Genomic DNA, 21,279 nt, shown 5'->3' with positions numbered 1-21,279 from the left:
ATTCTACTTCAATCGTTTGTTAGCTTTTAAGGTCTTGATGAGCGAGTATAAAAACTAAAAGAGAGTAAATAGTCATATACATAAAACGTGAAAAACTCGTAAAATTGCTCATTACCGCTTCCATAAAAGTATACGAAGGAACAATACTCTTTTATTGCTTATTAATGCCTTTACCCTAATTTTCGATCTAGAGGTTCATTTTCTAATAATGTTTTGTTAATTACCATTTCATGTAATTCAACTCTATATTGTTGAGGTGGAATTGAACTTTTTAAACGTTGAGTAATGATAAAACGGTGAACTTTGAAACGCTACAGTAAATATAAATAAAAAGGTACTCGTGATAATTAGTGGTAAATACAACGTAAATTTCGTAATCCCATCCGCCTAACTTTAGATAAAATCATTGTTAATTAAAATGTGAACGAAAGAATAGTCTGTTGTACTTTTCATTTTAAACGTTTGTTAGCTTTCGAAACAGAAATTCTAGCGGTCCAGCTTTAAAATATTTAAGCCAAAAAACACTAAAAGCAACGCCACAAACACAAAAGATCAATGAACTAATTAAAGATGAATCTATAGTCTGATTATTTAGCCTATTAAGACCATCAAGAGCTCCCATACCTAAGATTACATGTGCAACGTAGAGAGTTAAAGACAACTGACCCGTTTGGCATAACCATACATTTATATTACTTTCTCTAAACTTATCCGAAAAATATAAACAGCCAACCAAAACTATACACGCAGAACTGCCAGCAGAAATAATATATTGAGGAAAAGGCGGTATAATAGAGATCGAAAAAAGCGCGGTAATGTCTTCTGGCGTAAGTCCAAACTCGGCACCATCTCCAATATAAAAGCGAGCGAAGTAAAATATAAGCTCAGTCGTTACTAAGGTGACAAGAGACCATATAAGTAATCGATTTCTGATCGTGGTTTGCGATAAATCGACTCGCCCTAGCCACATCCCAAATATAAGAAAGCTAGCCCAAGGGAATACTGGATGAAAACCATTAAAAAGTACATGCCTTATCATTCCATCGAAAGACCATAAATTCATGTATGTTAAACTAGACCAATTCCAATTTTGGTCATAATTAAAGAACAACATCAATATAGGAAAGGATAAGGTAATCGAAGCAGATACAATCAACAAAAAGCGATTACTCACCATGAATACAATCGCAGCAATCATAAAATAAAAGCCATAAAAGTGTAGTATATCCGCTTCCCATATTGGTGTGTACATCAGCCCAATAATTATAAGTAATAAAGCTCTTTTGATTAGCGATAATCGACACTTGTATATGATCGCTCTATCTTCTGACTTTCGAGCTTTATTGGTTAAAAATGTAACACCAATTCCTGCAAGGATAACAAAAAGAGCAGATGCTCTTCCTTCAAACAGCGCAGAAAACCACAATAAAAAATCGTTACCTGTTTCAGAGTTCATCGCAATTTTAAAATTAACGATAACCATTCCAAATATTGCTAAAGCTCTAGCAAGGTCAAACCCCATGATTCTTTGCTTCATAAATATCCTTTAGAGTCGTAGCGCCTTATTAATAGGCAAAATCATTAGCTAAATAGCATTCAAGGAGAAAAAACAACCTTTTATTTTTCCTATTTAACAACTTATTAAAACGGTAATTCCTCCCCCTTAAAATCATAAAATTTCCCAGTGGTATCAATAGATAAATGTAGAATCACTTTCATAATTCCAAGAGCCGAATCTTTAACATTTTCTCTTGCAGAAGAACCGCCCATATCTGTTTGAACCCAACCAGGATGAACAGCCACCACAGCGACATTGTCATTAACAAGTTCATTGGATAAATTCACGGCTAGCATGTTGGCTGCTGCCTTAGACATTCGGTAACCATACCAATCTACACTTCTTTCTCGTGTTAGGGATCCCATAACAGAAGAAATTATAGCTATTTTACATAGACGATTTTTCTTCATCAAAGATAAAAAACAATGAGTTAAATACAATGGGCCAAGCGAATTCACTTTAAAACTCATTTCAGCATTTGCATAATTAATGTCATGAATACTTTTATTTTCTTGATCTAAATAACCAGCATTATTTATGATTAAATCTATTTTGATACTTTCTTCACTGAGTTTATTTGCTAACCTCTCAATATTTTCTGGACAGGTGATATCCATTAATTCAATGAGTAATTTTTCAGAGAACTTATCCTTCAATGTTATTAAGTCAGCCGATGCCTTTTCATTTCTAAAGGTAGCAATTACTGTCCACCCATTTATAAGATATTGTTTTGTTAATTCGAAACCAATGCCTCTATTAGCACCCGTTATTAATACAATTAAATCACTCATGTTGAACCTTTAAATATGACACCCCGTTTAGAGGCAAAAATGGTTTACTAAAATGGTAGATATTTACCAAATATGAGAGCGCAACAGAAAACTGTTTTTGGTCTCTCTTTAATGGCTTATAGTTTGATTAACAGCAAACTAAAATAACACAATTAAGAAGCAAACTAGAATAATTGCCAAATAAAAAAACTGCCTACCTGTACTGGAGATTTTTTTCGCTTGTTTTGAGTGTGTCATGTGAATATCACGAATAATTTGTCCCTTGTTTTTACCAACACAATGGGGGCAAACAGAATAAGATATTTTATATCTCAAACCACATTTATTGCACTGGGTCGTTGGCTCTCTAGGGTAATCTATAATCATGGTTTTTTGTCATAAAACACTTTATTAAGCTTGGAAAAATAACTATTTATAATAACAGGAACAAGAGAAGCAAATGTTTTGTGGCCGTTTAAGTAACTGCATAGACACTATTATAATTCAGGCTTAAAACCAGCTGCTTTAATTTCATTAATTAAAAACAGCCCAATATCATCGATATTATCATCAACTTTTTTATATATAAAACCGCTTAAATCAGCAGGTATATCCACATCGCCTTTATGAAGAACACAGACATTTTTTCTCCCAAGCTTAGCGACCAAATAACCAAACTCAAAAATGACATTAGGTTTGGCTCTAATAACTTTTTTTCTCTCAGCATCTATAACACTAGATTGATCAATCGTATACGAAACTTCATCAGGGGTAAATAATATGAATGCATAAGATACATCACTGTTGGCCTCGAGTTTTTCAATGAGACTTTGCTCAGCATCCACTTCTCTGTGCAAAAAAATTGGCTGAATTTCAATTTGTGTAAGAAATAGCGCTAATTCAATTTTTAAAGCATTGTCATCCCCATAAACAATAAGTACTTTATTATTACTTGGTACTAGAGAGTTAGTTGCATTTGTTTTTTCGGTCGAACCTTTGGGTTTATTGGTTTTTTTTGGTGGCCCTGAAACTAATAATTCATTAAATATATCGCCTTCATCTATTAACGAAATTAATGCATTTAATGTTTTAATATAATTGTCTTTTGCAAACTCAAATTTGTCTTCATTATTACCTGTTACCTTTGAATTATTTGCAGCTTTAAAATAAATAAAAGGTTCTGAATTTGCCTTAACTGTTTGTTTCAAAATATTTTCTATATCATTTACCCATGTATCCCACGTAGGTAAAGGCTCCCCTAAAATCAGATCAAGTGATTCATGCTTTTTACTACAGTTTTTCCAATTAAACGCTTCACTCATTTCTGCTAGTTTATTGATTTTATTTTTTAACAGCTTCACTACTCAGATCCTTGCACTGCATATAACACCCAATTAACTGGCGCATAATTGTTGACTAAAATAAGCGCCGAAGAAGCAAATAGCCAACGGTTATTTATTCTATTTAATAGCTTATGTTTCACCATACTCTGATTTTATTAAGCCAAAACATTTAAGGTCGTGAAACTGATTCTTCCAATATCCACTTTGACGGCGAATCCCCTCTTCTTTAAAGCCTACGTTGAGTAAAAGAGACTCTGAGGCTAGATTCCCCAGAACCGTACACCTTGAATGCGATTCAATGCTCCGCATGGTAACTCACCACAAAATGCTGATTTAACAATTCTATGCACAGCTTCTGTTGTGTAACCACTGCCCCAGAACTTAGGCAGCAAATCGTAACCTATCACAGCATTTTTCATTTTAGGACTCCAAGTATTAAACCCACAAGTCCCTATTAATTGATGTGTTTCTTTTAAGCGTATAGCCCAACGAATACCAGAGTTTTCTGTAAAGCGGGCGTTAAAGAATTCTATTAAATTACTCGCTTGTGAATGTTCAGTAAATGCGTCCAGATCATAATATTTGACAACTGAATTGTCTGAGAATAAATCAAATAAGCTCTTTGAATCTTCTGTCGTTAATTTATCTAACCTTAAACGATTAGTTTCTAATACTGGAAATAACAACCTAAATCCTCCATGAACTATAGTATTCTACTTGAGTCGCTTACTATTTTTACCACTCTCGCCATTCTTCTGTAACATCACCTTCAAATTCTACATTGGCTTTAGTTGTTACTTTTTGAATGAAATCACAAATATCTTCACGTTGGTCAGTTTCTATTAAACATTGACCACAGTCATCGTTTAATTCGTTCAAAGATAAGATTAAATATTTAATATGATTTTTAGTACTATCAACAGTTTGAATTTCTGATCCCATTGACGACATAAACTCTAAGAGTAATGTAATGCAATCAGTAACATTATCAGATGTGTAATCAGGTTGATTTTCTCCCTCAATAAAATCTAACATTCCATATTGAATACTTTTAAGTAAACTTTTCACATAAATCTCCGTAAAAAAAATGCCCAATTAAGGGTAAAGTTTAGTTAGCTAAAATGTGAAGCTAAACGTAAGCTAGCCAAGGGTTAAAAGCCCAGCTTGAATACCTTGCTATATTACAAATGCAACAATAATTGCCGTTACAGCTAATACACTGTACTCGGGCATCCCTGTTGGTAACTTAGACATAAGTACGAAGCAAACGAAAGCTAAGGCAAATAAAATGGCACTGCCAACAAAAACCCCCATGAATGTATGTCCCATAATTAAACCAACAATAGCTAAGGGAATACTAAACAATAATGCTGAAAAATAAGGTTCCTTTTTCATCAAGTATAATTTATATGAAAGAGCTAACATCAATAGTTTAATAATCAAAAAGAGCATGGAAATACCTTGTAATATAACGCCCATTTAAGGGGGAGTAATGGTTAGTTAAAATAGCGACCAAGGGGTAAAAGCCAACGGCTTTTTGTCCTTGTTTAATTTTTTGTTAGCTTGTTAATCAGCATAGGTATGCAATATTTCGTTTACAGAGGACCGTTTATCGAAGCTGAAGTTACAAAGTTGAATATACCCAACATTATGACTAGGTGAAAGCCAAAAGTAACTCCCCATTGAGTCAATTGATAAACCTCTATGAGAATATACTGTCTCACCTTTAACCTTCCTAATGAACAGCCCATTATTATATGGTACTCCTCCAATTTTAGAAACGGTCTTTAAAGAAGATAATATTTGACTGATAAAATGACCTTTACTGTCGTCAGTATTCTGGAAACTGGAGAGTCCTCCAATGTTGGAAACAGGCTTCATCGGATGCAAGAATGTACTCCAAAATAATTTGTCATCAATAGGGGACATTAAATGACTTATCCATTTGGCAAAATCAGGAAGCGTAGATAAAATTCCGCCATCGCCCTGGGTAATTAGATTTGATGAATTACGTCGATATTTGTATGTAGGCCAATTTACAACACTATACCCCGTAGCACTCCAAGGAATTTCAATAGTCTGTGAACTCACAAGTTCAGTCGAAGACATTCCAAGTGGTTTAAATAGTTGTTTTTTAGCTAAGTCACTAAAAGGTATTCCACTAGCTTTTTCAAGTATATCAGCCAAAAACAAATAACCCGTATTACTGTAACTTGAATTTTCTCCCGGTTTGAATGATGGTGCAGATAACGCCATCATAGTATCAAGAACGTGCATTAGAGTAACATCACGTGCAATCGGCTTCCCTACAACTAGATCTTCAAGTACATGGGGTATGGTAGATACCCTTTTTACAAGTTCCTCCCTAGTTTTTTCATCATTTAAATAGTCTGGCAGACCACTTTGGTGATTAATTAAATGACGTAACTTGATATTTTCAAACCAACGGGGGCCTTGGGGATAATATTTCTTCAATGAATCATTTAAAGATAGTTGGCCTTTCACCTCTAATTGTAACGCTAAAACAGCAGTAAAATGTTTAGTAATAGACCCCAAATTAAAAACGGTTTTCTTATCTATTGGAACTTGATAGCGTAAGTTTGCCTGCCCAAAATAGCGCTCATAAACTAATTCACCTGTCTTCACCACACCAACAGCACAACCAGGATTTTCAGAGTTTAACTCACTAAAACCATCACTAACGTTAGCATCTACGGTGAATGATATAGTGTTTAAAATAGTAAAGATTAACAAAGGTATTTTCATTTAAAATCCATTTTATCAATGCCAAGTTTTGTATTGTAAGCTAACGCAGCCATAAGTGGACAAAATAGGCGACGATGGAGCAAATAGCCAATTTTTTTTGTTGTGCTTGAATGACTTAACTTCACATCCTTTGTACTGCTAACACCACGTTAAGAGACTTTAATTATTGGTTAAAAGTGAGGCGAAGCGGAACCTAACCAACGGTTAACCCTCGTAAAATTGGTGGATTTATTTTATTATTATGCAGTAATAGTGCGCGTAGTATAACCGGTTCGGCACTTCCCATGGACGGTGCTTGGGCCGCCCAATAAAAAACAGGATAATATATGTTAGCTAACAACGAAAAAACAGTAGGTGAAAAAATTCGCCGTCAAGTAATGGGCGATGAATTTGTTGACCGCGCACTTAATAATGCCGATGATTTTAGTCAACCTATGCAAGACTACATCAACGATCATGGCTGGGGAGCAACCTGGCAGCGAACTGAATTAGATCTTAAAACCCGTAGTTTAGTCACTATCGCTATGCTGGCAGCACTAAGAGCTCCTCAAGAACTTAAAGGGCATATTCGTGGTGCATTAAATAATGGCGCGACTAAAGAGGAAATAAGAGAAGTATTACTGCACAGCGCTGTGTATTGTGGCGCGCCAGCTGCACAAGAGTCTTTTAGAGCCGCTAAAGAAGTTTTATAAATCGTCTATAAATATCGCTTTAAAGTTGTAAAGGCTAGACAAAAAATTTGCCTAGCCTGCTCACTTATTTAGTTAAAAATCATCATAAAAACGCGACAAAACTCTAAAAACTTCGAATTTCTACGGCATTACTATTGAAGTTAAACTTGTTGATTTTTCCACATTCAGCAAAATGATTACTCGATGCATAGGGTGTGTTAGCTTGGTTGATGTCACCTTCCCAACCTTGACCATTTTTAACATAGGCTTTTACTTCAAACTTGTTATTAACCGCTTTACTACAATCCATATCAACATCTAACATCCAGTAATGTTGACCCCAAATATTTAACGGCTCTTCACCATAACCATCATTAGCAACGGTACGCTTTGCTCCCCAACCTGCAGGCCAAGCATTGGTGGTCCAATCAAGCGGAGTTCCTTCAGCGGTGCTACTTTGAGCGGCTTCACTGCCATACCAATCTAAGTAGCTTTCATTGGTTTTCCATGGCGTTGTCGTTGCGCTTTTTAAATTGTTATGGCGAATAGTCATTGCACACTCAAAATTAGTGGTTTGACAATTTCTACCAAGATTATTATTGGCGTAGTTATGATCAATGCCGCCGCGAATAAACATATCTTGACCACTTTGCGTTTGTGCTTGAATAAATATCACCGTACGTTTCAATGTTGCTGGGCCTGTTACTTCACCATTAATTTTTGCGCCTTGATGAATGGCAAATGCATCCCAAACACCTACATTGGCATTAATACTTCCACCGTTGTTTACTGTAATCGTTTCACCGCTACACGATTTAGCATCAGCAGATAATTGACCTTTTAAAACGTTACAATAACTACCTGCGCTCATTTGTGTATTTAGCGTAGACGTTAAATTAACATCTTCTTTATTAATTGCGACAAAACCCGAACTACCTCGACCAAAAGCAATTTGGTTATTGCCATTATCCCACCAGTTTGTGGTGTTCCAGTTATCTGCGGTATTATTTCTAAAGTCGACACCACCAGCAATATATGACCATCGATGCTCACACTTCCAACTACTGCCAAAGCATTCTAGATCACCATTGTTATGGACCGGAACACTTGGAGCACCCGCATCAGTATCACCCTGAAAGTCATAGCTCGACATAACTTTTGGGTAACCATACGGATAAGCCAACATAAATAGATTCGCTAAGTCGTATAAACGGCCATCTTCAAAAGTAATCACATTACCACCGCCACCATGACCACGTTGATTATCATGGTTATCGACAAAAACTACCGCGGAACTACTCGGTAAAAAGCCCCAAGCTTCACCAAAACTACTCAGTGATGCTAGGCTGCCATTTTTGAAGGTGTTACCTAGCTGTGTGGTATATTTAAATTCGGTTACTAAACCTGTGCTTTGGTATTCACTGGAGGTGATGGGTTCCCCGCCTTGATCAATCACTTCCTGAAAGACCAAAGGCGAACCATTAACTCTCGATAATACCCCTTGAATATCACCTAATGACATGTGCTTAGAGGCGTCAAACCGAAAGCCTGTAACGCCAATGCCTTGCAGGTCGTTTAAATAACCCACGAGCGTTTCTTGTACATAAGCAGCACCGGTATTAAGATCGGTTAAGCCGACTAGTTCACAGTTTTGGACTTGCCAACGATTGTTATAATCGGTAATGGCACAAGTATCATGAAAGTCTTGTGGCCCATAATTTGGGAAGCTTTTGTTACCATAATTACTCCCTGCAGTACCCGTACCACTACCAGATGCCATATGATTTAAAACTGCATCAACATATATTTCTACGCCAACAGCCTTGCAACGATTCACCATATCGACAAACTGGGCACGGTTACCGCCTCGACTCTCAATTTTATAGCTTACCGGTTGATATCGAGTCCACCATTGTCCCCCTTGAATATGCTCATTAGGTGGTGACACTTGAACTGCGGCATAACCTTTAGGGCCTAAGTAGTCTTCACATTCTTTGGCAACATCTTGCCAGCTCCATTCAAAGAGATGAACAAAAGTAGTCGGTTGAGCAGCAGCTTGAACCTGACAAACAATACCTAATGCCATACCTGTTGTTAATAACGATTTTATTACTTTAGTTTTCATTTTTATTGTTATTCCTAATGTAAAATTAATGTTTGTATTTGCTTATTAAATAGCCAAGACAGGTTGCGTTAAATTTAAACAAAGCGCTATATCAAAGAAGATGAATACGTATTCAACCATTTATTGTCGGTGTTTTACCAAACAAGAAACTATATTGAAATTATGATGACCTAGATGAAGATGAAGATGAAACGTGTTGACAACGTCGGTAATGGGATCACTGACATTATGATAAAGAGATCTTGCTCTCTGGTAACAAGACCTTGCGATAATGAATGCTTTTGCCACAGAAGTCTGTGGCAAGCTTAGCTATTTATTAATAAAATTAGCGACCAGCTGAAAAGTTTGCTGACACTCTTCTTCAACCAATGCATCAAGTAACATATAGGCATGCGTTAACCCATCCAACTGATGATGCACCGCTACCCCAACCGCTTTTAGCGCTTTAGCATAAGCTAAACCTTCACCTCTTAACGGGTCGCATCCGGCGGTAATAATTAAGGTTTCAGGTAAAGTCTTACTTATTTCACCATACAAAGGTGATGCTGTTTTACGGTTATCACTCGCTTTAAAGTACTGATTAAAGTACCAAGTTATTTTATCTTGCTCAAGTAAAAAATCTGAACCATTCTCAGTAAAAGAAGGCTGCTGGCCTGTGTAATCAACACTTGGGTAAATTAAAATCTGCTTATCGATTCTTAAGCGTTTATCTTGCTTGCACTGCACGGCCTTGCACAAAACTGAGTGTTGGCCCCTCACCTATTAAAGGCGCCAATTTAAACATACTGCAATGCCTCTAAGCCAATGAAAGTCTATGTCGCATTTTCTTCTAGCCATTCAAAGTATGAAAAGATATTAGCCGATATTATGGAAGGTATTAGACGTTCTAGAGAGCTTGATATCATCAATAAAAATACCGGCTACCCTATTAATTATTGATATTTTTGCCTTTAGGGTTTAAAAAAAGGGGCGTTAGGTAAAGTTTCTGTATATTTAGCTTCTTTCACTAAAGCCTCTAAATCTTTAATAATCAATTGATTACGTTTTTTATCAAGCGTACCTTCTTTTTTCCAGTGTTGTAACTGCTTATTTATCACTTGCCTAACTGAGCCAGTCATCCGCGCTAAGGTTTCATCGTTTAAACCGTTAACCAAATGATGTTGATGCTCTGCTTCTATTGTGCCGTTATAAAACTTAATTTTATTAATATGTTCTAAAATAATACGGCTTAAACGTGTAGTAACATCGTGTAAAACTAGGCTACTGGCTTGTTGTTCTTTTTCACGCATTTTTTTCGCTAAGTAAGGCATAAATTGCTGGTTAAACTCTGGATACGTCCACAACCAATGCCGCATGGTGGAAAGTTTCACTGACAATAACTTTACCGTTGTTAAAGGTGAAACAATAACCTCATGTGGTTGATCGTCTAACAGCACCATTAAGTCAAAACAGTCGCCCGCATAAAGCATATCTAACGTAGCTTCTCTGCCCGTTTCTGGATTACTTTGTTTGATTTCTAAACTACCGCTAATCACCACAAAAAATCGCTGAGTAAGTAAGGCCGGATTAAAGTAATCACCTTTGTACCATTCATCAAGCTGAAATTCTTGTTGAAAATCTTCAATTAACTTCGCCGGTAAATCTGCAAAAATATTAGCTTGCTTTACTAAAACTGGGCTAGCTTTTTGAGGTAGATGAGTAGCGTCTTTATTCATAAGAGTAGTATTTAAGCGATAGCTGGCACGAATAGTTTTATTCTACCCTTTGTATCTATAGAGCAAAAGACAATGTTGCTTTTTAAATTTACAGACTATTCCTCACGTTAATCTGCTGACTTTTAACTTATAAAGCCTAGATAATATAAGAATTATAAAATGATCGATACTGTCATATTTGTGACAGAAGCATTTTATGACCTTAGCTATTATAGCGCCACTAACCAAACATCTAACCTTAAAACATCAACGTTAGTTTGTTTATACGGTCAAACTGCTTGCTGGATAATGACCATAAAGCATTAGACTTTTTTTAATAAATAATAGGTAATTATTATGTCTAAGATTATTGGTATAGATTTAGGTACAACAAATTCATGTGTAGCCGTTATGGAAGGTGGCGTTGCTAAAATTATTGAAAATGCAGAGGGTAGCCGCACCACTCCGTCAATTGTTGCTTATGCAAACGAGGAAACATTAGCGGGCCAACCGGCAAAAAGACAAGCCGTTACCAACTCTAAAAATACATTATTTGCGATTAAACGCTTAATTGGTCGTAAATTTGATGATAAAGAAGTACAAAAAGACATTAAGTTAGCCCCTTATAAAATTGTCAAAGCAGACAATGGTGATGCTTGGGTTGAAGTTAATGGTAAAAAATTATCACCACAAGAAGTATCAGCGCAAATTTTACGTAAATTGAAAAAAGATGCTGAAGCCTATTTAGGTGAAACGGTTACCGAAGCGGTTATTACTGTCCCCGCTTATTTTAATGATTCACAACGCCAAGCAACCAAAGATGCCGGTAAAATTGCTGGACTTAATGTCAAGCGTATTATTAATGAACCAACAGCTGCGGCATTAGCCTACGGCGTTGATAAAAATAACAAAGCTGACCAGAAAGTGGTGGTTTATGATTTAGGTGGCGGTACCTTTGATATTTCAATTATTGAAATTTCTAATGTAGATGGCGAAAAACAATTCGAAGTATTAGCAACCAATGGTGATACCTTTTTAGGTGGCGAAGACTTTGATTTACGCCTGATTAACTACCTTGCTGATGAATTTAAAAAAGAAAGCGGTATTGATATTCACCAAGACCCATTAGCGTTACAGCGTATTAAAGAAGCGGCTGAAAAAGCAAAAATAGAGTTGTCATCAGCACTACAAACTGACGTGAACTTACCGTATGTCACTGCTGATGCTAGTGGTCCTAAACATTTAAACGTTCAAATTACCCGAGCAAAATTAGAGTCTTTGGTTGATGACTTAGTGAAAAAGACTATCGCTCCGTGTGACCAAGCACTCAAAGATGCTGGTTTAAGTAAAGGTGATATTGATGAAATTATTTTGGTAGGTGGTCAATCACGTATGCCAAAAGTACAAGAAGCAGTTAAAACCTTCTTTGGTAAAGAGCCACGTAAAGATGTTAACCCAGATGAAGCAGTGGCTATTGGTGCAGCGATTCAAGCAGGTGTGTTATCAGGTACGGTCGGTGATGTACTACTGCTTGATGTAACGCCATTATCACTAGGTATTGAAACTTTAGGCGGTGTAATGACTAAGCTTATTGATAAAAATACTACGATACCAACACGTGCTTCTGAAACATTCTCTACGGCCGAAGATAATCAAGCCGCGGTAACTGTGCATGTATTGCAAGGTCAGCGTGAAATGGCAACAGATAATAAATCGTTAGGTCAATTTAACTTAACAGATATTAACCCCGGCCCTCGTGGCTCGGTGCAAGTTGAAGTCACTTTTGATATTGATGCAGATGGTATTTTAAATGTCTCAGCAAAAGATAAAGCAACAGGTAAAGAGCAGAGTATTAAAATTACGGCATCAAGTGGTTTAACTGAAGATGAAGTTAATCGCATGGTCGACGATGCCCACAAGCACGCTACTGAAGATAAGCAAAAACGTGAGTTAGTTGAACAACGCAACCAAGCCGATCAATTGATTCATACGGTACAAACGTCAATGACTAGCTTGAGTGAAGATCAACAAGCCGAGCTTAAAACATTAATTGAGCAATTAAAAATGGCCGTTAATGGCAATGATAAAGCGGCGATAGAAATGCGACAAAAAGCATTACAAGAAGCGCACAGTAAAATAATGCAAGCTTCGAAATCACAAGCAGAGCAGCCTCAAGGTGATGCGGCTAATGATGGTGCTAAAACCGAAGAGATTATTGACGCTGACTTTGAAGAAGTGAGTAATGGTTAATCAACCTATGGTGGCTGATAAGGTAAGTTAAGCACTTATTTATCATAATACAGTATAAAAACAAAATCCCTAATATTAATTATTAGGGGTTTTTTATTATGATAAAATAAATAGCTAACTATTCTAAGAGGTATAGAGCTTTTCTGTTCTTTCGTCGATACATTCATATGAACCCATCTCAAATTCTCGACAAACCCAAGGTCTATTTTCGTAAATAGAACACAATAATGTATCTCTGTTTAACGCTGAGCACAGACCATCATCAAGTCGTAACATGGATTCGTGTCCATGGTCATCAATATAGATATGGCGATGAGGCACACCAGTATCTGAAATAATTCTAACTTCTAAACTACAGCAACATGCCTGGCAATTTGCACAGGTGACTTCGGGAACGGGAATATTTTTTACTTCAATGTTCATAATAAATAATAAATAACAATAAACTTAATGGTGAATAGGATACGCTAAACGGCCCAACTTCTCGAGCAAATAGAAGATGATGGGGCAAATAGCAGACATAAAAAGAGCTGATTAAAGCACTGCACTACAAAACAGCCACAATATTTTGTACAATTTGGAGACGCTATTGCCTCTCAATACTAACGTTAGAAATCAAAATGTTTAAAGAAAACATCATAAATGACCTTTTCTACTTCAGTTCCATAACAACGCGTATGCTTAAATTCACCATCTTCTTCGTAAACACTAGGTTGTAGATGATATATTTAATTTTATCTTTACCTTCGACTCTCGCTGGATAATTTTTCAATATATCAAAATGGCTCAAACGTGTCATCATGTCAGCTAAACAGCTTTCATCTATCTGAAACTCTGAGATGTGATGACCTATATATTCATTTTTTGTATAACCTAACACTTCAAGTTCACACTCATTAGCATAAACAATAATACCTTCTGGCGATACCGCATGAACACCAATCGATGAATTATAGATAAAGTCTTCTGAATTCTCTGTAAACATAAAATCACCTAACGCCTTACTCGTGTCAAAATAAATAGTTAAAAAATAGACGATAGACAACAGTAAACTATTTCTGCCAGTTTAAGTCACTCATAAAAAACAATGGGTCGATAAACGCAGAAACACAACAAGTGCTCATTTTAACTTAGCCGTAACTAATAAGTTTAAGAGTAGTTTAGTTCAGCTCAAATAAATATCCAGAAAAGTATATTTTCAAGTCAACACAAAAAAAACTAATATTTGGGCCTTCAAAATTATCAGATACGCTTTAATACTACACTATTGTTAAAAACGATTATAAGGAAACTAATTCACTTTCTAACCAATGTTTAGCAGTCGATGTGTTATTAAAAAATTTGTTTTTAATGCCAGCCTTATTATACACAGCCTCAAATTCAAGTTGAGTGGTTAATGCAAATGAGCTGTGTATCATATTAATAGCAATGGCCTTAGCGGTTCCGTGCTTCACTTTATACAAGTGATAATCTAAACCTTCCTGTGTTGCTAATGTTTCTCCTTTAAGTATCACAATGATCCCGTAATTTACATTGATAAAGTTTTCTAGGACGACTTGTTGTAGATTAGCGTGCATTTGTTTGAAAAACTCGACATTCCATGGACCCACTGCATCGATAATAATAATATTATTATCGAGTGTGAATTGGCATTGGCCGTGCGAAGCAAATTTTTGAATCAATGAAATCTACCTATTTTATCTAATGATAATTAATCGAGAAGCTGGGTTTTATAATCATTTATCATTAAGCATAATATATAAGATTAATTTAATAAAGTTAATGTAATAACGTAATGATTAATTGTTATTTTCTCATTGAAATCATCAACTTTTTTTTATAAAAAACTCAGTCTATCTAGGTAGCTGAATTTAAAAATAGATACCAATAATAAGTGTTACTTTACTATTTTAGTTTTATTGCCTTTAAGTCGAAGGTATTGGTAAATAACCTTGGATCTTCAATCTTATCTAGCATCGAAAATTCGGGTAAACAATCATCATCAACGTAGTCAGCAAAATCGCCAGTGGGATCAAAAACTAAAATATCTAACGCTAATCGATCAAGTCCATACAAACCACGGTGGATCATATCGGCCGAAAAAACTAATAAATCACCGGCCGCTAACTTTATTTCTTTACCGGTAGAAAGGTTTTCGCTACTCACTCTGCCCTTTTCTTCTTGTCGAACATTAAATTCTTCTTCGTTATCCCAGCGTTTATGTGTTCCGGGCACTAATTCCATACCGCGCTCATCAAATAATGGCACACGTAAGTGAACAACTTGTGTCTCTTGAATGGCTTTTTTCTGTTCTTCAACCTCGTGATCATATTGGCAATCTCGATGCCAAAAATCTTTTTGTGTTGGATTAACGGGATTAAAAAACAATTGAGTATTCATAAAGGCTGGCTTTGCCGCTATAACCGACTCGACAACAGCCATTATTTTTTTTGAACTAATAAAGTTGAAAAGCTTAACGCGATCGTCAAATGCTAAGTACTGACTGCCGGTGATCAAAGAAGAGTTGAACGCTTCTTCTTGATAAAATTTTGCGTGATCTTTTTTCCAAAGATCGTGAAATTTCAATACCACTTGTCTTAGGGCTGAAATTTCAGTGTCATTAAAGTAATTTCTAATAACAAAGTAACCTTGGGCATCATAATGCCCCTGCAACTGACTTTGATTTTCTAACATTAACGGCTTTTACCTTGGCTTGACTGTTTAGGATTATATTTTGACGATTGATTAACGCTCATATCTCATCCACAGTTTGTAATAAACCGCATTACACCTAGCATTATCATCCATAATGCCATCTCTATCACAATCGGAACCCGTCAAAGATTTAACAACATCAGTGCCATATTCGGCGATATCTTCTGGCTCAGGTCTAACTTCAATGGTGACTTTCGGAGAATGTTCGATGAAATCGCCAACGTCTTTGTATCGTGAGAATTGTTCTTTTGAAATAATATCACCGATATCAACTTTTTTCGCTTCGAAAGCGTAGAAATTTTTTGCACTAAACAACAAGAGTACAACAATAAAGACAGCTATAAATTTCATCAAATATGCCTAAAAGTTATTAAAATTAACATGTTGATTGACCTGAAAAGGCCACGCTATTATTTAACGCAAGTATTATAAAACACAATGTCACCGTTGTACCTTAGTGAAATTTATTAATCGTTAATAATTTCACTAATAGTTGGTTTAATTGAACATTTTTTTTCAAAAAAATAAAAACCAAAAACAATAATCCATTGAATTAAAACAACTTATTTTTGGCGTAAACTTTGCTAAATAGATAACATCTTAATGTCGAAGGGAAATACAATGTTATTGGATATTCAATCACTTAGCCATCAATACCAAACTGGCAAGCACACACAACTAGCAATCAAATTATTATCACTACAAGTTAGACCAGGGATTTTAGGCTTACTAAGCGCTAATGGCGCAGAAAAATCTAGCTTAATGCGTATTCTTGCTACGATAACAAAACCTAGCCAAGGAAAAATTTTATGGCAAGGACAAAACATTGTTAAATCACCACAGTTATTGCGTAACGAACTCGGTTACCTGCCTGAATATTTTGGCGTCTATGACCAATTGTCGGCTATTGAATTTTTGTAATACATGGCCGGCTTAAAAGGGTTAAATCAATCTTTAGCAACTCAAAGAATCGAGGATTTACTTGCTAAGCTCAACCTTACCCATGCTGCTCATATGCCATTGAAAGGTTATTCGGGGGGATGAAACAGCGCATTGGCATTGCACAGGCTTTACTTAATGACCCGAAATTATTGATTATTGATGAACCAACTGTGGGTCTAGATCCACAAGAACGTGCCAATTTTCGCCAGTTATTAACTGAATTAGCCGATGACCGTTGCATTATTTTATCAACTCACATAGTCGCAGATGTTGAATCTATTGCTGACCAAATTGCGATTATGCAAACTGGGCAATTAATTCAATCAGCAACTCCAAAGGCACTACAAGAAAAAGTTGCCGATAAATGCTGGCATCTCACCACTAACTTGAATGAATTAAAACAAATTCAGCACGATTTTATTGTCAGCCACAGTGTGCGAAAAGACAACAAGGTCGAGTTAAATATTGTCGCTGAACACTGCCCTGATGCGCGAGCAATACCAAGAGCGCCAATATTAGAAGATGCGTATCTCTACTTTACCAGTAATAAGCGTGCTCGAACGGTTCTTGCGAGGGCATGTTAATGAATCAATTATGGCAATGTAGGGTCGCTGATTTTAAACAACGAACTCGCCAGCAAAGCTTTGTGGTTACTTTACTGGCGATGTCGGTATTAACCTTACTTTTTTTCCCTTCACTCGATGCTCAATATCAAACACTTATTATCAATGGCTATAGAGGTCTTTATAACAGTGCCTGGTTAGGTGTTTGTTTGGCGATGTTGAATGTTTTATTTTTACCTATTATTTGTTTTTATCTGATTAAGAATGGCCTTGAATTAGATCGAAAATCGATGACCTGCGAACTTATTGCCGCCACTCCTATGAGTAAGTTATCTTTTATATTCGCCAAATGGTGCACCAATGTTTTAATTTTGTTTACTATCGTATCGGTTATGCTGATCAGTTGTATTTTACTGCAACTTTATTATGGGGAAAATTATCAGATAGACCTTTGGGCGTTAGCTTGGCCCCAATTAGTCTTTGTTCTACCGGTGTTATTAGTTGTTGCTTTAGTGGCGATAATGTTTGAATCAATAAAATGGCTTAAGGGTGGCTTTGGCAATGTTGTTTATTTTTTCTTGTGGACCGGCTCTATTGTTCAAACCATTGAAAGCGTTTCAGGAGTTGGCGCAATACTTTCTGCTATAGAAACGGAGGTTGCAGAACGTTTTCCGCCACAAGCAGGCTCAACACATATTGGCGTAACGGTTGTTGATGAAGAAAATTCAGTAAACACTTTTCTTTGGCAAGGAATAGAGCCAACAGCACAGTATTTATCGAGTATTCTGCCGTTACTGATCATTTGCTTAAGCTGTTTTATTATTGCAGTAACCTTTTTTGATCGTTTTAGTCGAAACCCCGTACCTGAAACCAAACAAACCTCATGGCTAATAAACACCTTAACCCGTCAAGTGTTCAATCGACTCGATGTGCTATTTACCATGCTAACCAAGCACTTTGCTTTTACTCGCTTATTACGTTTAGAACTCAAATTATTATTAAAAAGCCATTCGATTTACTGGCTGTTAGGTCTTTTAACGTTAAATATTATTCAACTATTTATCAGTCAGCAATTACTGGTTAGCATATTTTTACCGCTGTCATGGTTATGGTGTGTTTTAGTGCTTTCACAGTTCGGCCAAGAAGAAAAACAAGCAAATACGGTTGAGTTAGTCACCTACAGTAAAAAGTCAGCGCTATTGCAAAGTTTAGCGAGCTACTCTGCTGCATGGATATTATTAGCATTGGCCAGTTTGGGTAGTGTACTTAGATTTGCGGCGATAGCCGAGTGGCTGTTAATCATACAATTAATTATAGCCATTTCATTTACCGTATCCCTTGCTTATTTTTGTGGGGTATTGACCGGCACAAAGCGAATGTTTGAAGTGCTATGCCCGGCAATTTGGTATATAGGACCTATTCAAGCAGCACTATATCTAGACTTTTTGGCGTTAATAGCACCATAAGTTGGCAAACGGGCATGCCTTATTATTATGCTGCTCTCGCAATTGGCTTAATGTTGTTAACAGTACGCGCTAAAAGTAGCCGTTAATTTATTAACGGTTGTTTACACTAAGATATCGATTTAAAAAGGATAACGATTGAACTCATCAGCCGTTAGCCTTAACATTCAATTATTGCTTCACAGTCTATTTAAATAAAGACCGATTGAACCATGCTTATTTAAGCTAATTTTCCTCAAAAATATCGACTTAATAATCCAGGGAGCCTTTTGTGCCATCTTCTTTTACCAGTAAACTGCCTAATCTAGACACCAGTATTTTCACAGAAATGTCGATGATGGCAAATCAATATCAGGCAATTAATTTGTCGCAAGGTTTTCCTGAATTTGATACACCAGAATTTTTAAAAGATAAAATAAACTTAGCCATTAGTGAAGGTAAAAATCAATATTCACCCTCAAACGGTTTACCTGAGTTATTAACGCAAGTTGCCGCTATGGTGCATCGACAGTATCAAACAGATTTAACCACTGCGCAAAAACTGAATGGGCTAAAAAACGTTACAATAACCTCGGGGGCTACCGAAGCACTATGGGTTGCAATACAAGTGCTGGTTCGTCCAAATGATGAAGTGATTATTTTTGATCCCGCTTATGACTCTTATGAGACAGCCGTTGAACTTGCTGGTGGAGTTTGTCGCCATGTCGCACTAGATGCGCCTAACTATGCAATAAACTGGTCGTTAGTTGAGCAAACCATTAATGAAAATACACGTGCCATTATTATCAACAGCCCACACAACCCAACGGGATCAATACTCAGTGCTGCAGATCTTACTAGCTTACAAGCTTTGATTGAGAAATATGATTTATATGTAATAAGCGATGAAGTATACGAACACATGACGTTTGACGGCTTACGTCATGAAAGTATTTTACGTTACCCTGATTTGTTTAAACGCGCCTTTGTCGTCTCTAGTTTTGGTAAAACCTTTCATTGCACCGGCTGGAAAATGGGTTATTGCGCCGCACCTGATGCGCTTACGGTCGAGTTTAGAAAAATTCATCAGTATGTTACCTTTTGCTCATTTACCCCGGCACAAATAGCTATAGCGCAAATGCTAAAACAGCATCCCGAGCATATCACCGAGTTATCAAATTTCTATCAGCAAAAAAGAGACTTACTGATCAATGCACTAAAAGACTCTCGCTTTAAGATGCTACCGTCAAAAGGTACTTATTTTTTATTGCTTGATTACTCTGCAATCTCAGCGCTAAATGATCGTGAATTTTGTCAGTGGTTAACCCAAGAAGTCGGTGTTGCTGCCATTCCGTTAAGTCCCCTGTATCCCGCTGAAAAAAGGGAGTCTTATCATCAAAATAATAAAGTAATCAGACTTTGTTTCGCAAAAAATGACGATACTCTACTTAAAGCCGCAGGAATATTATGTCAACTTTAACCATAGCCGCAGTGCAGTTCGATATTAGTTGGTTAGACAAACAAAGCAATTTTGATCGTTTAGAGCAACTTTTCAAAGATCACTTTACTGACCATGCTGCTGTCGATTTATTATTGCTACCAGAAACATTTTCAACTGGTTTTTGTATTAATAGAAAAGATGTGCAAGAGCCAGAAGATGGTGGCTCTGCTCTACATTGGTTAAAGAAAATAGCAAAGCAATATAACTGTGTAGTGGCTGGCACGGTTTTAGTGAGCCAAAATGATAAAAAAGTGAATCGTTTTTATTGGGTCTTTGCTGATGGTCGGGTTGAACATTATGACAAGCGCCATTTATTTCGTTTAGGCAAAGAGCAAGACTTTGTTGAGCAAGGCCAGCACAGAAAAATAATCAACATTAGGGGTATAAAAATACTGCCTTTGGTTTGTTATGATTTGCGCTTTCCTGTTTGGTCGAGAAACCGCCAAGATTATGATCTTATGGTCAACGTTGCTAATTGGCCTGCTCCACGTCGTCTTATATGGGATACCTTATTAAAAGCCCGAGCGATGGAAAATCAAAGTTTTGTGGTCGGAGTTAATCGTATCGGACCAGACGGTAACGATATGCCTCACTCTGGTGGCACAACTGTCATTAATTTTGATGGTGAGAACATACTTTCTGCCACAGATCACCAACAACAAATCATCACAACCCAACTCGACTTCAGTAAGCTTGATAAATTTAAAAATCAATTCCCCGCCTTTTTAGATGCAGATAAATTTGAGTTGTATTAAAAACCAGCCAATTTATTCTCGTAAGCCAAAGCCGTTTATTGTTATAAACAAGACAAACCTAAAACAAGATTATAAGTGGTTAAGTTGTTTTAGGTTTTTATACATTTTGAGCATCTAACCTGAATTACTAGCAAACCAGCTCATTTAATTCACTTTTCTTTGAATTCATTGAAAAAAATATATA

At 36.4% G+C, this 21,279-nt stretch carries 22 protein-coding genes and 1 pseudogene; 8 read left to right on the top strand and 15 right to left on the bottom strand.

Translation table 11 applies throughout. The features are described from left to right. Window positions 1–454 precede the first annotated feature (454 nt). The 7 genes and pseudogenes from H4J66_RS19865 to H4J66_RS19835 all read right to left on the bottom strand — a co-directional run bounded on the left by H4J66_RS19865 (window position 455) and on the right by H4J66_RS19835 (window position 6,437). Complete coding sequence (locus H4J66_RS19865; RefSeq protein WP_182176634.1) at window positions 455–1,537, bottom strand: DUF418 domain-containing protein; 1,083 nt, start codon at window positions 1,535–1,537, stop codon at window positions 455–457. Between the two features lie 104 nt (window positions 1,538–1,641). Continuing rightward, a complete protein-coding gene (locus H4J66_RS19860; RefSeq protein WP_182176633.1) occupies window positions 1,642–2,349 on the bottom strand; it encodes an SDR family oxidoreductase in 708 nt (235 codons plus the stop codon). 476 nt (window positions 2,350–2,825) lie between these two features. Then, on the bottom strand, window positions 2,826–3,689 hold the full coding sequence (locus H4J66_RS19855) for a TIR domain-containing protein (RefSeq protein WP_182176632.1): 864 nt from the start codon (window positions 3,687–3,689) through the stop codon (window positions 2,826–2,828). Window positions 3,690–3,800: 111 nt separating this feature from the next. Beyond that, window positions 3,801–4,357: pseudogene (locus H4J66_RS19850) on the bottom strand (GNAT family N-acetyltransferase). A 49-nt stretch (window positions 4,358–4,406) separates the two neighbouring features. After that, entirely contained in the window at window positions 4,407–4,739 is a 333-nt protein-coding gene (locus H4J66_RS19845) for a hypothetical protein (protein ID WP_070374205.1), read from the bottom strand. Window positions 4,740–4,847: 108 nt separating this feature from the next. Beyond that, window positions 4,848–5,123, bottom strand: a complete 276-nt coding sequence (locus tag H4J66_RS19840; protein ID WP_070374206.1) for a hypothetical protein — start codon at window positions 5,121–5,123, stop codon at window positions 4,848–4,850. Window positions 5,124–5,237: 114 nt separating this feature from the next. Next, window positions 5,238–6,437: a serine hydrolase gene (locus tag H4J66_RS19835; RefSeq protein WP_182176630.1), complete on the bottom strand. Its 1,200-nt coding sequence runs from the start codon at window positions 6,435–6,437 to the stop codon at window positions 5,238–5,240. A gap of 326 nt (window positions 6,438–6,763) precedes the next feature. Between H4J66_RS19835 and H4J66_RS19830 the strand changes: the two genes are divergently transcribed. Next, the gene (locus H4J66_RS19830) at window positions 6,764–7,129 is read left to right on the top strand and encodes a carboxymuconolactone decarboxylase family protein (protein WP_182176629.1); all 366 of its coding nucleotides are present in this window, start codon (window positions 6,764–6,766) and stop codon (window positions 7,127–7,129) included. A gap of 103 nt (window positions 7,130–7,232) precedes the next feature. Here H4J66_RS19830 and H4J66_RS19825 read toward each other — a convergent pair whose 3' ends face one another. Both H4J66_RS19825 and H4J66_RS19820 read right to left on the bottom strand, forming a co-directional pair. Continuing rightward, window positions 7,233–9,233 (bottom strand): alpha-amylase family protein, encoded by a 2,001-nt coding sequence (locus tag H4J66_RS19825; RefSeq protein WP_182176628.1) that lies wholly within the window; start codon window positions 9,231–9,233, stop codon window positions 7,233–7,235. Window positions 9,234–9,542: 309 nt separating this feature from the next. Continuing rightward, complete coding sequence (locus H4J66_RS19820; protein WP_310650688.1) at window positions 9,543–9,959, bottom strand: alpha/beta hydrolase fold domain-containing protein; 417 nt, start codon at window positions 9,957–9,959, stop codon at window positions 9,543–9,545. A gap of 78 nt (window positions 9,960–10,037) precedes the next feature. Here H4J66_RS19820 and H4J66_RS20555 point away from each other — a divergent pair, with 78 nt between their 5' ends. Further along, window positions 10,038–10,172, top strand: coding sequence for a hypothetical protein (locus tag H4J66_RS20555; RefSeq protein WP_259368465.1), 135 nt, complete (start codon window positions 10,038–10,040; stop codon window positions 10,170–10,172). An 11-nt stretch (window positions 10,173–10,183) separates the two neighbouring features. Here the strand turns inward: H4J66_RS20555 and H4J66_RS19815 are convergent, their stop codons facing one another. Continuing rightward, the gene (locus H4J66_RS19815; protein WP_070374211.1) at window positions 10,184–10,948 is read right to left on the bottom strand and encodes a Crp/Fnr family transcriptional regulator; all 765 of its coding nucleotides are present in this window, start codon (window positions 10,946–10,948) and stop codon (window positions 10,184–10,186) included. Window positions 10,949–11,284: 336 nt separating this feature from the next. Here H4J66_RS19815 and dnaK point away from each other — a divergent pair, with 336 nt between their 5' ends. Beyond that, window positions 11,285–13,177 (top strand): molecular chaperone DnaK, encoded by a 1,893-nt coding sequence (gene dnaK, locus H4J66_RS19810; protein WP_182176626.1) that lies wholly within the window; start codon window positions 11,285–11,287, stop codon window positions 13,175–13,177. Window positions 13,178–13,300: 123 nt separating this feature from the next. Here the strand turns inward: dnaK and H4J66_RS19805 are convergent, their stop codons facing one another. The 5 genes from H4J66_RS19805 to H4J66_RS19785 form a co-directional block, all read right to left on the bottom strand. Next, window positions 13,301–13,600: a YkgJ family cysteine cluster protein gene (locus tag H4J66_RS19805; RefSeq protein WP_182176625.1), complete on the bottom strand. Its 300-nt coding sequence runs from the start codon at window positions 13,598–13,600 to the stop codon at window positions 13,301–13,303. A gap of 229 nt (window positions 13,601–13,829) precedes the next feature. After that, window positions 13,830–14,162 (bottom strand): PAS domain-containing protein, encoded by a 333-nt coding sequence (locus H4J66_RS19800; protein WP_259369198.1) that lies wholly within the window; start codon window positions 14,160–14,162, stop codon window positions 13,830–13,832. Window positions 14,163–14,457: 295 nt separating this feature from the next. After that, a complete protein-coding gene (locus H4J66_RS19795) occupies window positions 14,458–14,859 on the bottom strand; it encodes a hypothetical protein (RefSeq protein ID WP_182176624.1) in 402 nt (133 codons plus the stop codon). A gap of 223 nt (window positions 14,860–15,082) precedes the next feature. Continuing rightward, the gene (locus H4J66_RS19790; RefSeq protein ID WP_182176623.1) at window positions 15,083–15,871 is read right to left on the bottom strand and encodes a phytanoyl-CoA dioxygenase family protein; all 789 of its coding nucleotides are present in this window, start codon (window positions 15,869–15,871) and stop codon (window positions 15,083–15,085) included. 51 nt (window positions 15,872–15,922) lie between these two features. Next, window positions 15,923–16,243 (bottom strand): hypothetical protein, encoded by a 321-nt coding sequence (locus tag H4J66_RS19785; protein ID WP_182176622.1) that lies wholly within the window; start codon window positions 16,241–16,243, stop codon window positions 15,923–15,925. A 270-nt stretch (window positions 16,244–16,513) separates the two neighbouring features. On the opposite strand from H4J66_RS19785, the gene H4J66_RS20550 reads away from it, so the two are divergent. From H4J66_RS20550 to H4J66_RS19765, 5 genes are all read left to right on the top strand, one after another. Beyond that, the gene (locus H4J66_RS20550; RefSeq protein ID WP_259369197.1) at window positions 16,514–16,813 is read left to right on the top strand and encodes an ATP-binding cassette domain-containing protein; all 300 of its coding nucleotides are present in this window, start codon (window positions 16,514–16,516) and stop codon (window positions 16,811–16,813) included. Between the two features lie 119 nt (window positions 16,814–16,932). Then, complete coding sequence (locus H4J66_RS20545) at window positions 16,933–17,418, top strand: AAA family ATPase (RefSeq protein ID WP_259368463.1); 486 nt, start codon at window positions 16,933–16,935, stop codon at window positions 17,416–17,418. After that, a complete protein-coding gene (locus H4J66_RS19775) occupies window positions 17,418–18,863 on the top strand; it encodes a hypothetical protein (protein ID WP_182176621.1) in 1,446 nt (481 codons plus the stop codon). The genes H4J66_RS20545 and H4J66_RS19775 overlap by 1 nt, the downstream gene beginning before the upstream one ends. A 325-nt stretch (window positions 18,864–19,188) precedes the next feature. Continuing rightward, window positions 19,189–20,319 (top strand): methionine aminotransferase, encoded by a 1,131-nt coding sequence (locus tag H4J66_RS19770; RefSeq protein ID WP_259368477.1) that lies wholly within the window; start codon window positions 19,189–19,191, stop codon window positions 20,317–20,319. Then, entirely contained in the window at window positions 20,307–21,095 is a 789-nt protein-coding gene (locus H4J66_RS19765) for an amidohydrolase (protein ID WP_182176619.1), read from the top strand. Before H4J66_RS19770 ends, H4J66_RS19765 begins: the two co-directional genes overlap by 13 nt. Window positions 21,096–21,279: the final 184 nt, after the last annotated feature.

The sequence above is a fragment of the Colwellia sp. MB3u-55 genome, assembly GCF_014076785.1.
GTDB lineage: Bacteria > Pseudomonadota > Gammaproteobacteria > Enterobacterales > Alteromonadaceae > Colwellia_A.
This window is presented reverse-complemented; position numbering and strand designations above follow the sequence as displayed.

Excerpts from the sequence above, each read along its gene's own strand:
- H4J66_RS19865 (WP_182176634.1), bottom strand. The coding sequence starts at position 1,537 with ATGAAGCAAAGAATCATGGGGTTTGACCTTGCTAGAGCTTTAGCAATA.
- H4J66_RS19860 (WP_182176633.1), bottom strand. The coding sequence starts at position 2,349 with ATGAGTGATTTAATTGTATTAATAACGGGTGCTAATAGAGGCATTGGT.
- H4J66_RS19840 (WP_070374206.1), bottom strand. The coding sequence starts at position 5,123 with ATGCTCTTTTTGATTATTAAACTATTGATGTTAGCTCTTTCATATAAA.
- H4J66_RS19835 (WP_182176630.1), bottom strand. The coding sequence starts at position 6,437 with ATGAAAATACCTTTGTTAATCTTTACTATTTTAAACACTATATCATTC.
- H4J66_RS19830 (WP_182176629.1), top strand. The coding sequence starts at position 6,764 with ATGTTAGCTAACAACGAAAAAACAGTAGGTGAAAAAATTCGCCGTCAA.
- H4J66_RS19825 (WP_182176628.1), bottom strand. The coding sequence starts at position 9,233 with ATGAAAACTAAAGTAATAAAATCGTTATTAACAACAGGTATGGCATTA.
- H4J66_RS20555 (WP_259368465.1), top strand. The coding sequence starts at position 10,038 with ATGAAAGTCTATGTCGCATTTTCTTCTAGCCATTCAAAGTATGAAAAG.
- H4J66_RS19815 (WP_070374211.1), bottom strand. The coding sequence starts at position 10,948 with ATGAATAAAGACGCTACTCATCTACCTCAAAAAGCTAGCCCAGTTTTA.
- dnaK (WP_182176626.1), top strand. The coding sequence starts at position 11,285 with ATGTCTAAGATTATTGGTATAGATTTAGGTACAACAAATTCATGTGTA.
- H4J66_RS19805 (WP_182176625.1), bottom strand. The coding sequence starts at position 13,600 with ATGAACATTGAAGTAAAAAATATTCCCGTTCCCGAAGTCACCTGTGCA.
- H4J66_RS19800 (WP_259369198.1), bottom strand. The coding sequence starts at position 14,162 with ATGTTTACAGAGAATTCAGAAGACTTTATCTATAATTCATCGATTGGT.
- H4J66_RS19790 (WP_182176623.1), bottom strand. The coding sequence starts at position 15,871 with ATGTTAGAAAATCAAAGTCAGTTGCAGGGGCATTATGATGCCCAAGGT.
- H4J66_RS19785 (WP_182176622.1), bottom strand. The coding sequence starts at position 16,243 with ATGAAATTTATAGCTGTCTTTATTGTTGTACTCTTGTTGTTTAGTGCA.
- H4J66_RS20550 (WP_259369197.1), top strand. The coding sequence starts at position 16,514 with ATGTTATTGGATATTCAATCACTTAGCCATCAATACCAAACTGGCAAG.
- H4J66_RS20545 (WP_259368463.1), top strand. The coding sequence starts at position 16,933 with ATGAAACAGCGCATTGGCATTGCACAGGCTTTACTTAATGACCCGAAA.
- H4J66_RS19775 (WP_182176621.1), top strand. The coding sequence starts at position 17,418 with ATGAATCAATTATGGCAATGTAGGGTCGCTGATTTTAAACAACGAACT.
- H4J66_RS19770 (WP_259368477.1), top strand. The coding sequence starts at position 19,189 with ATGTCGATGATGGCAAATCAATATCAGGCAATTAATTTGTCGCAAGGT.
- H4J66_RS19765 (WP_182176619.1), top strand. The coding sequence starts at position 20,307 with ATGTCAACTTTAACCATAGCCGCAGTGCAGTTCGATATTAGTTGGTTA.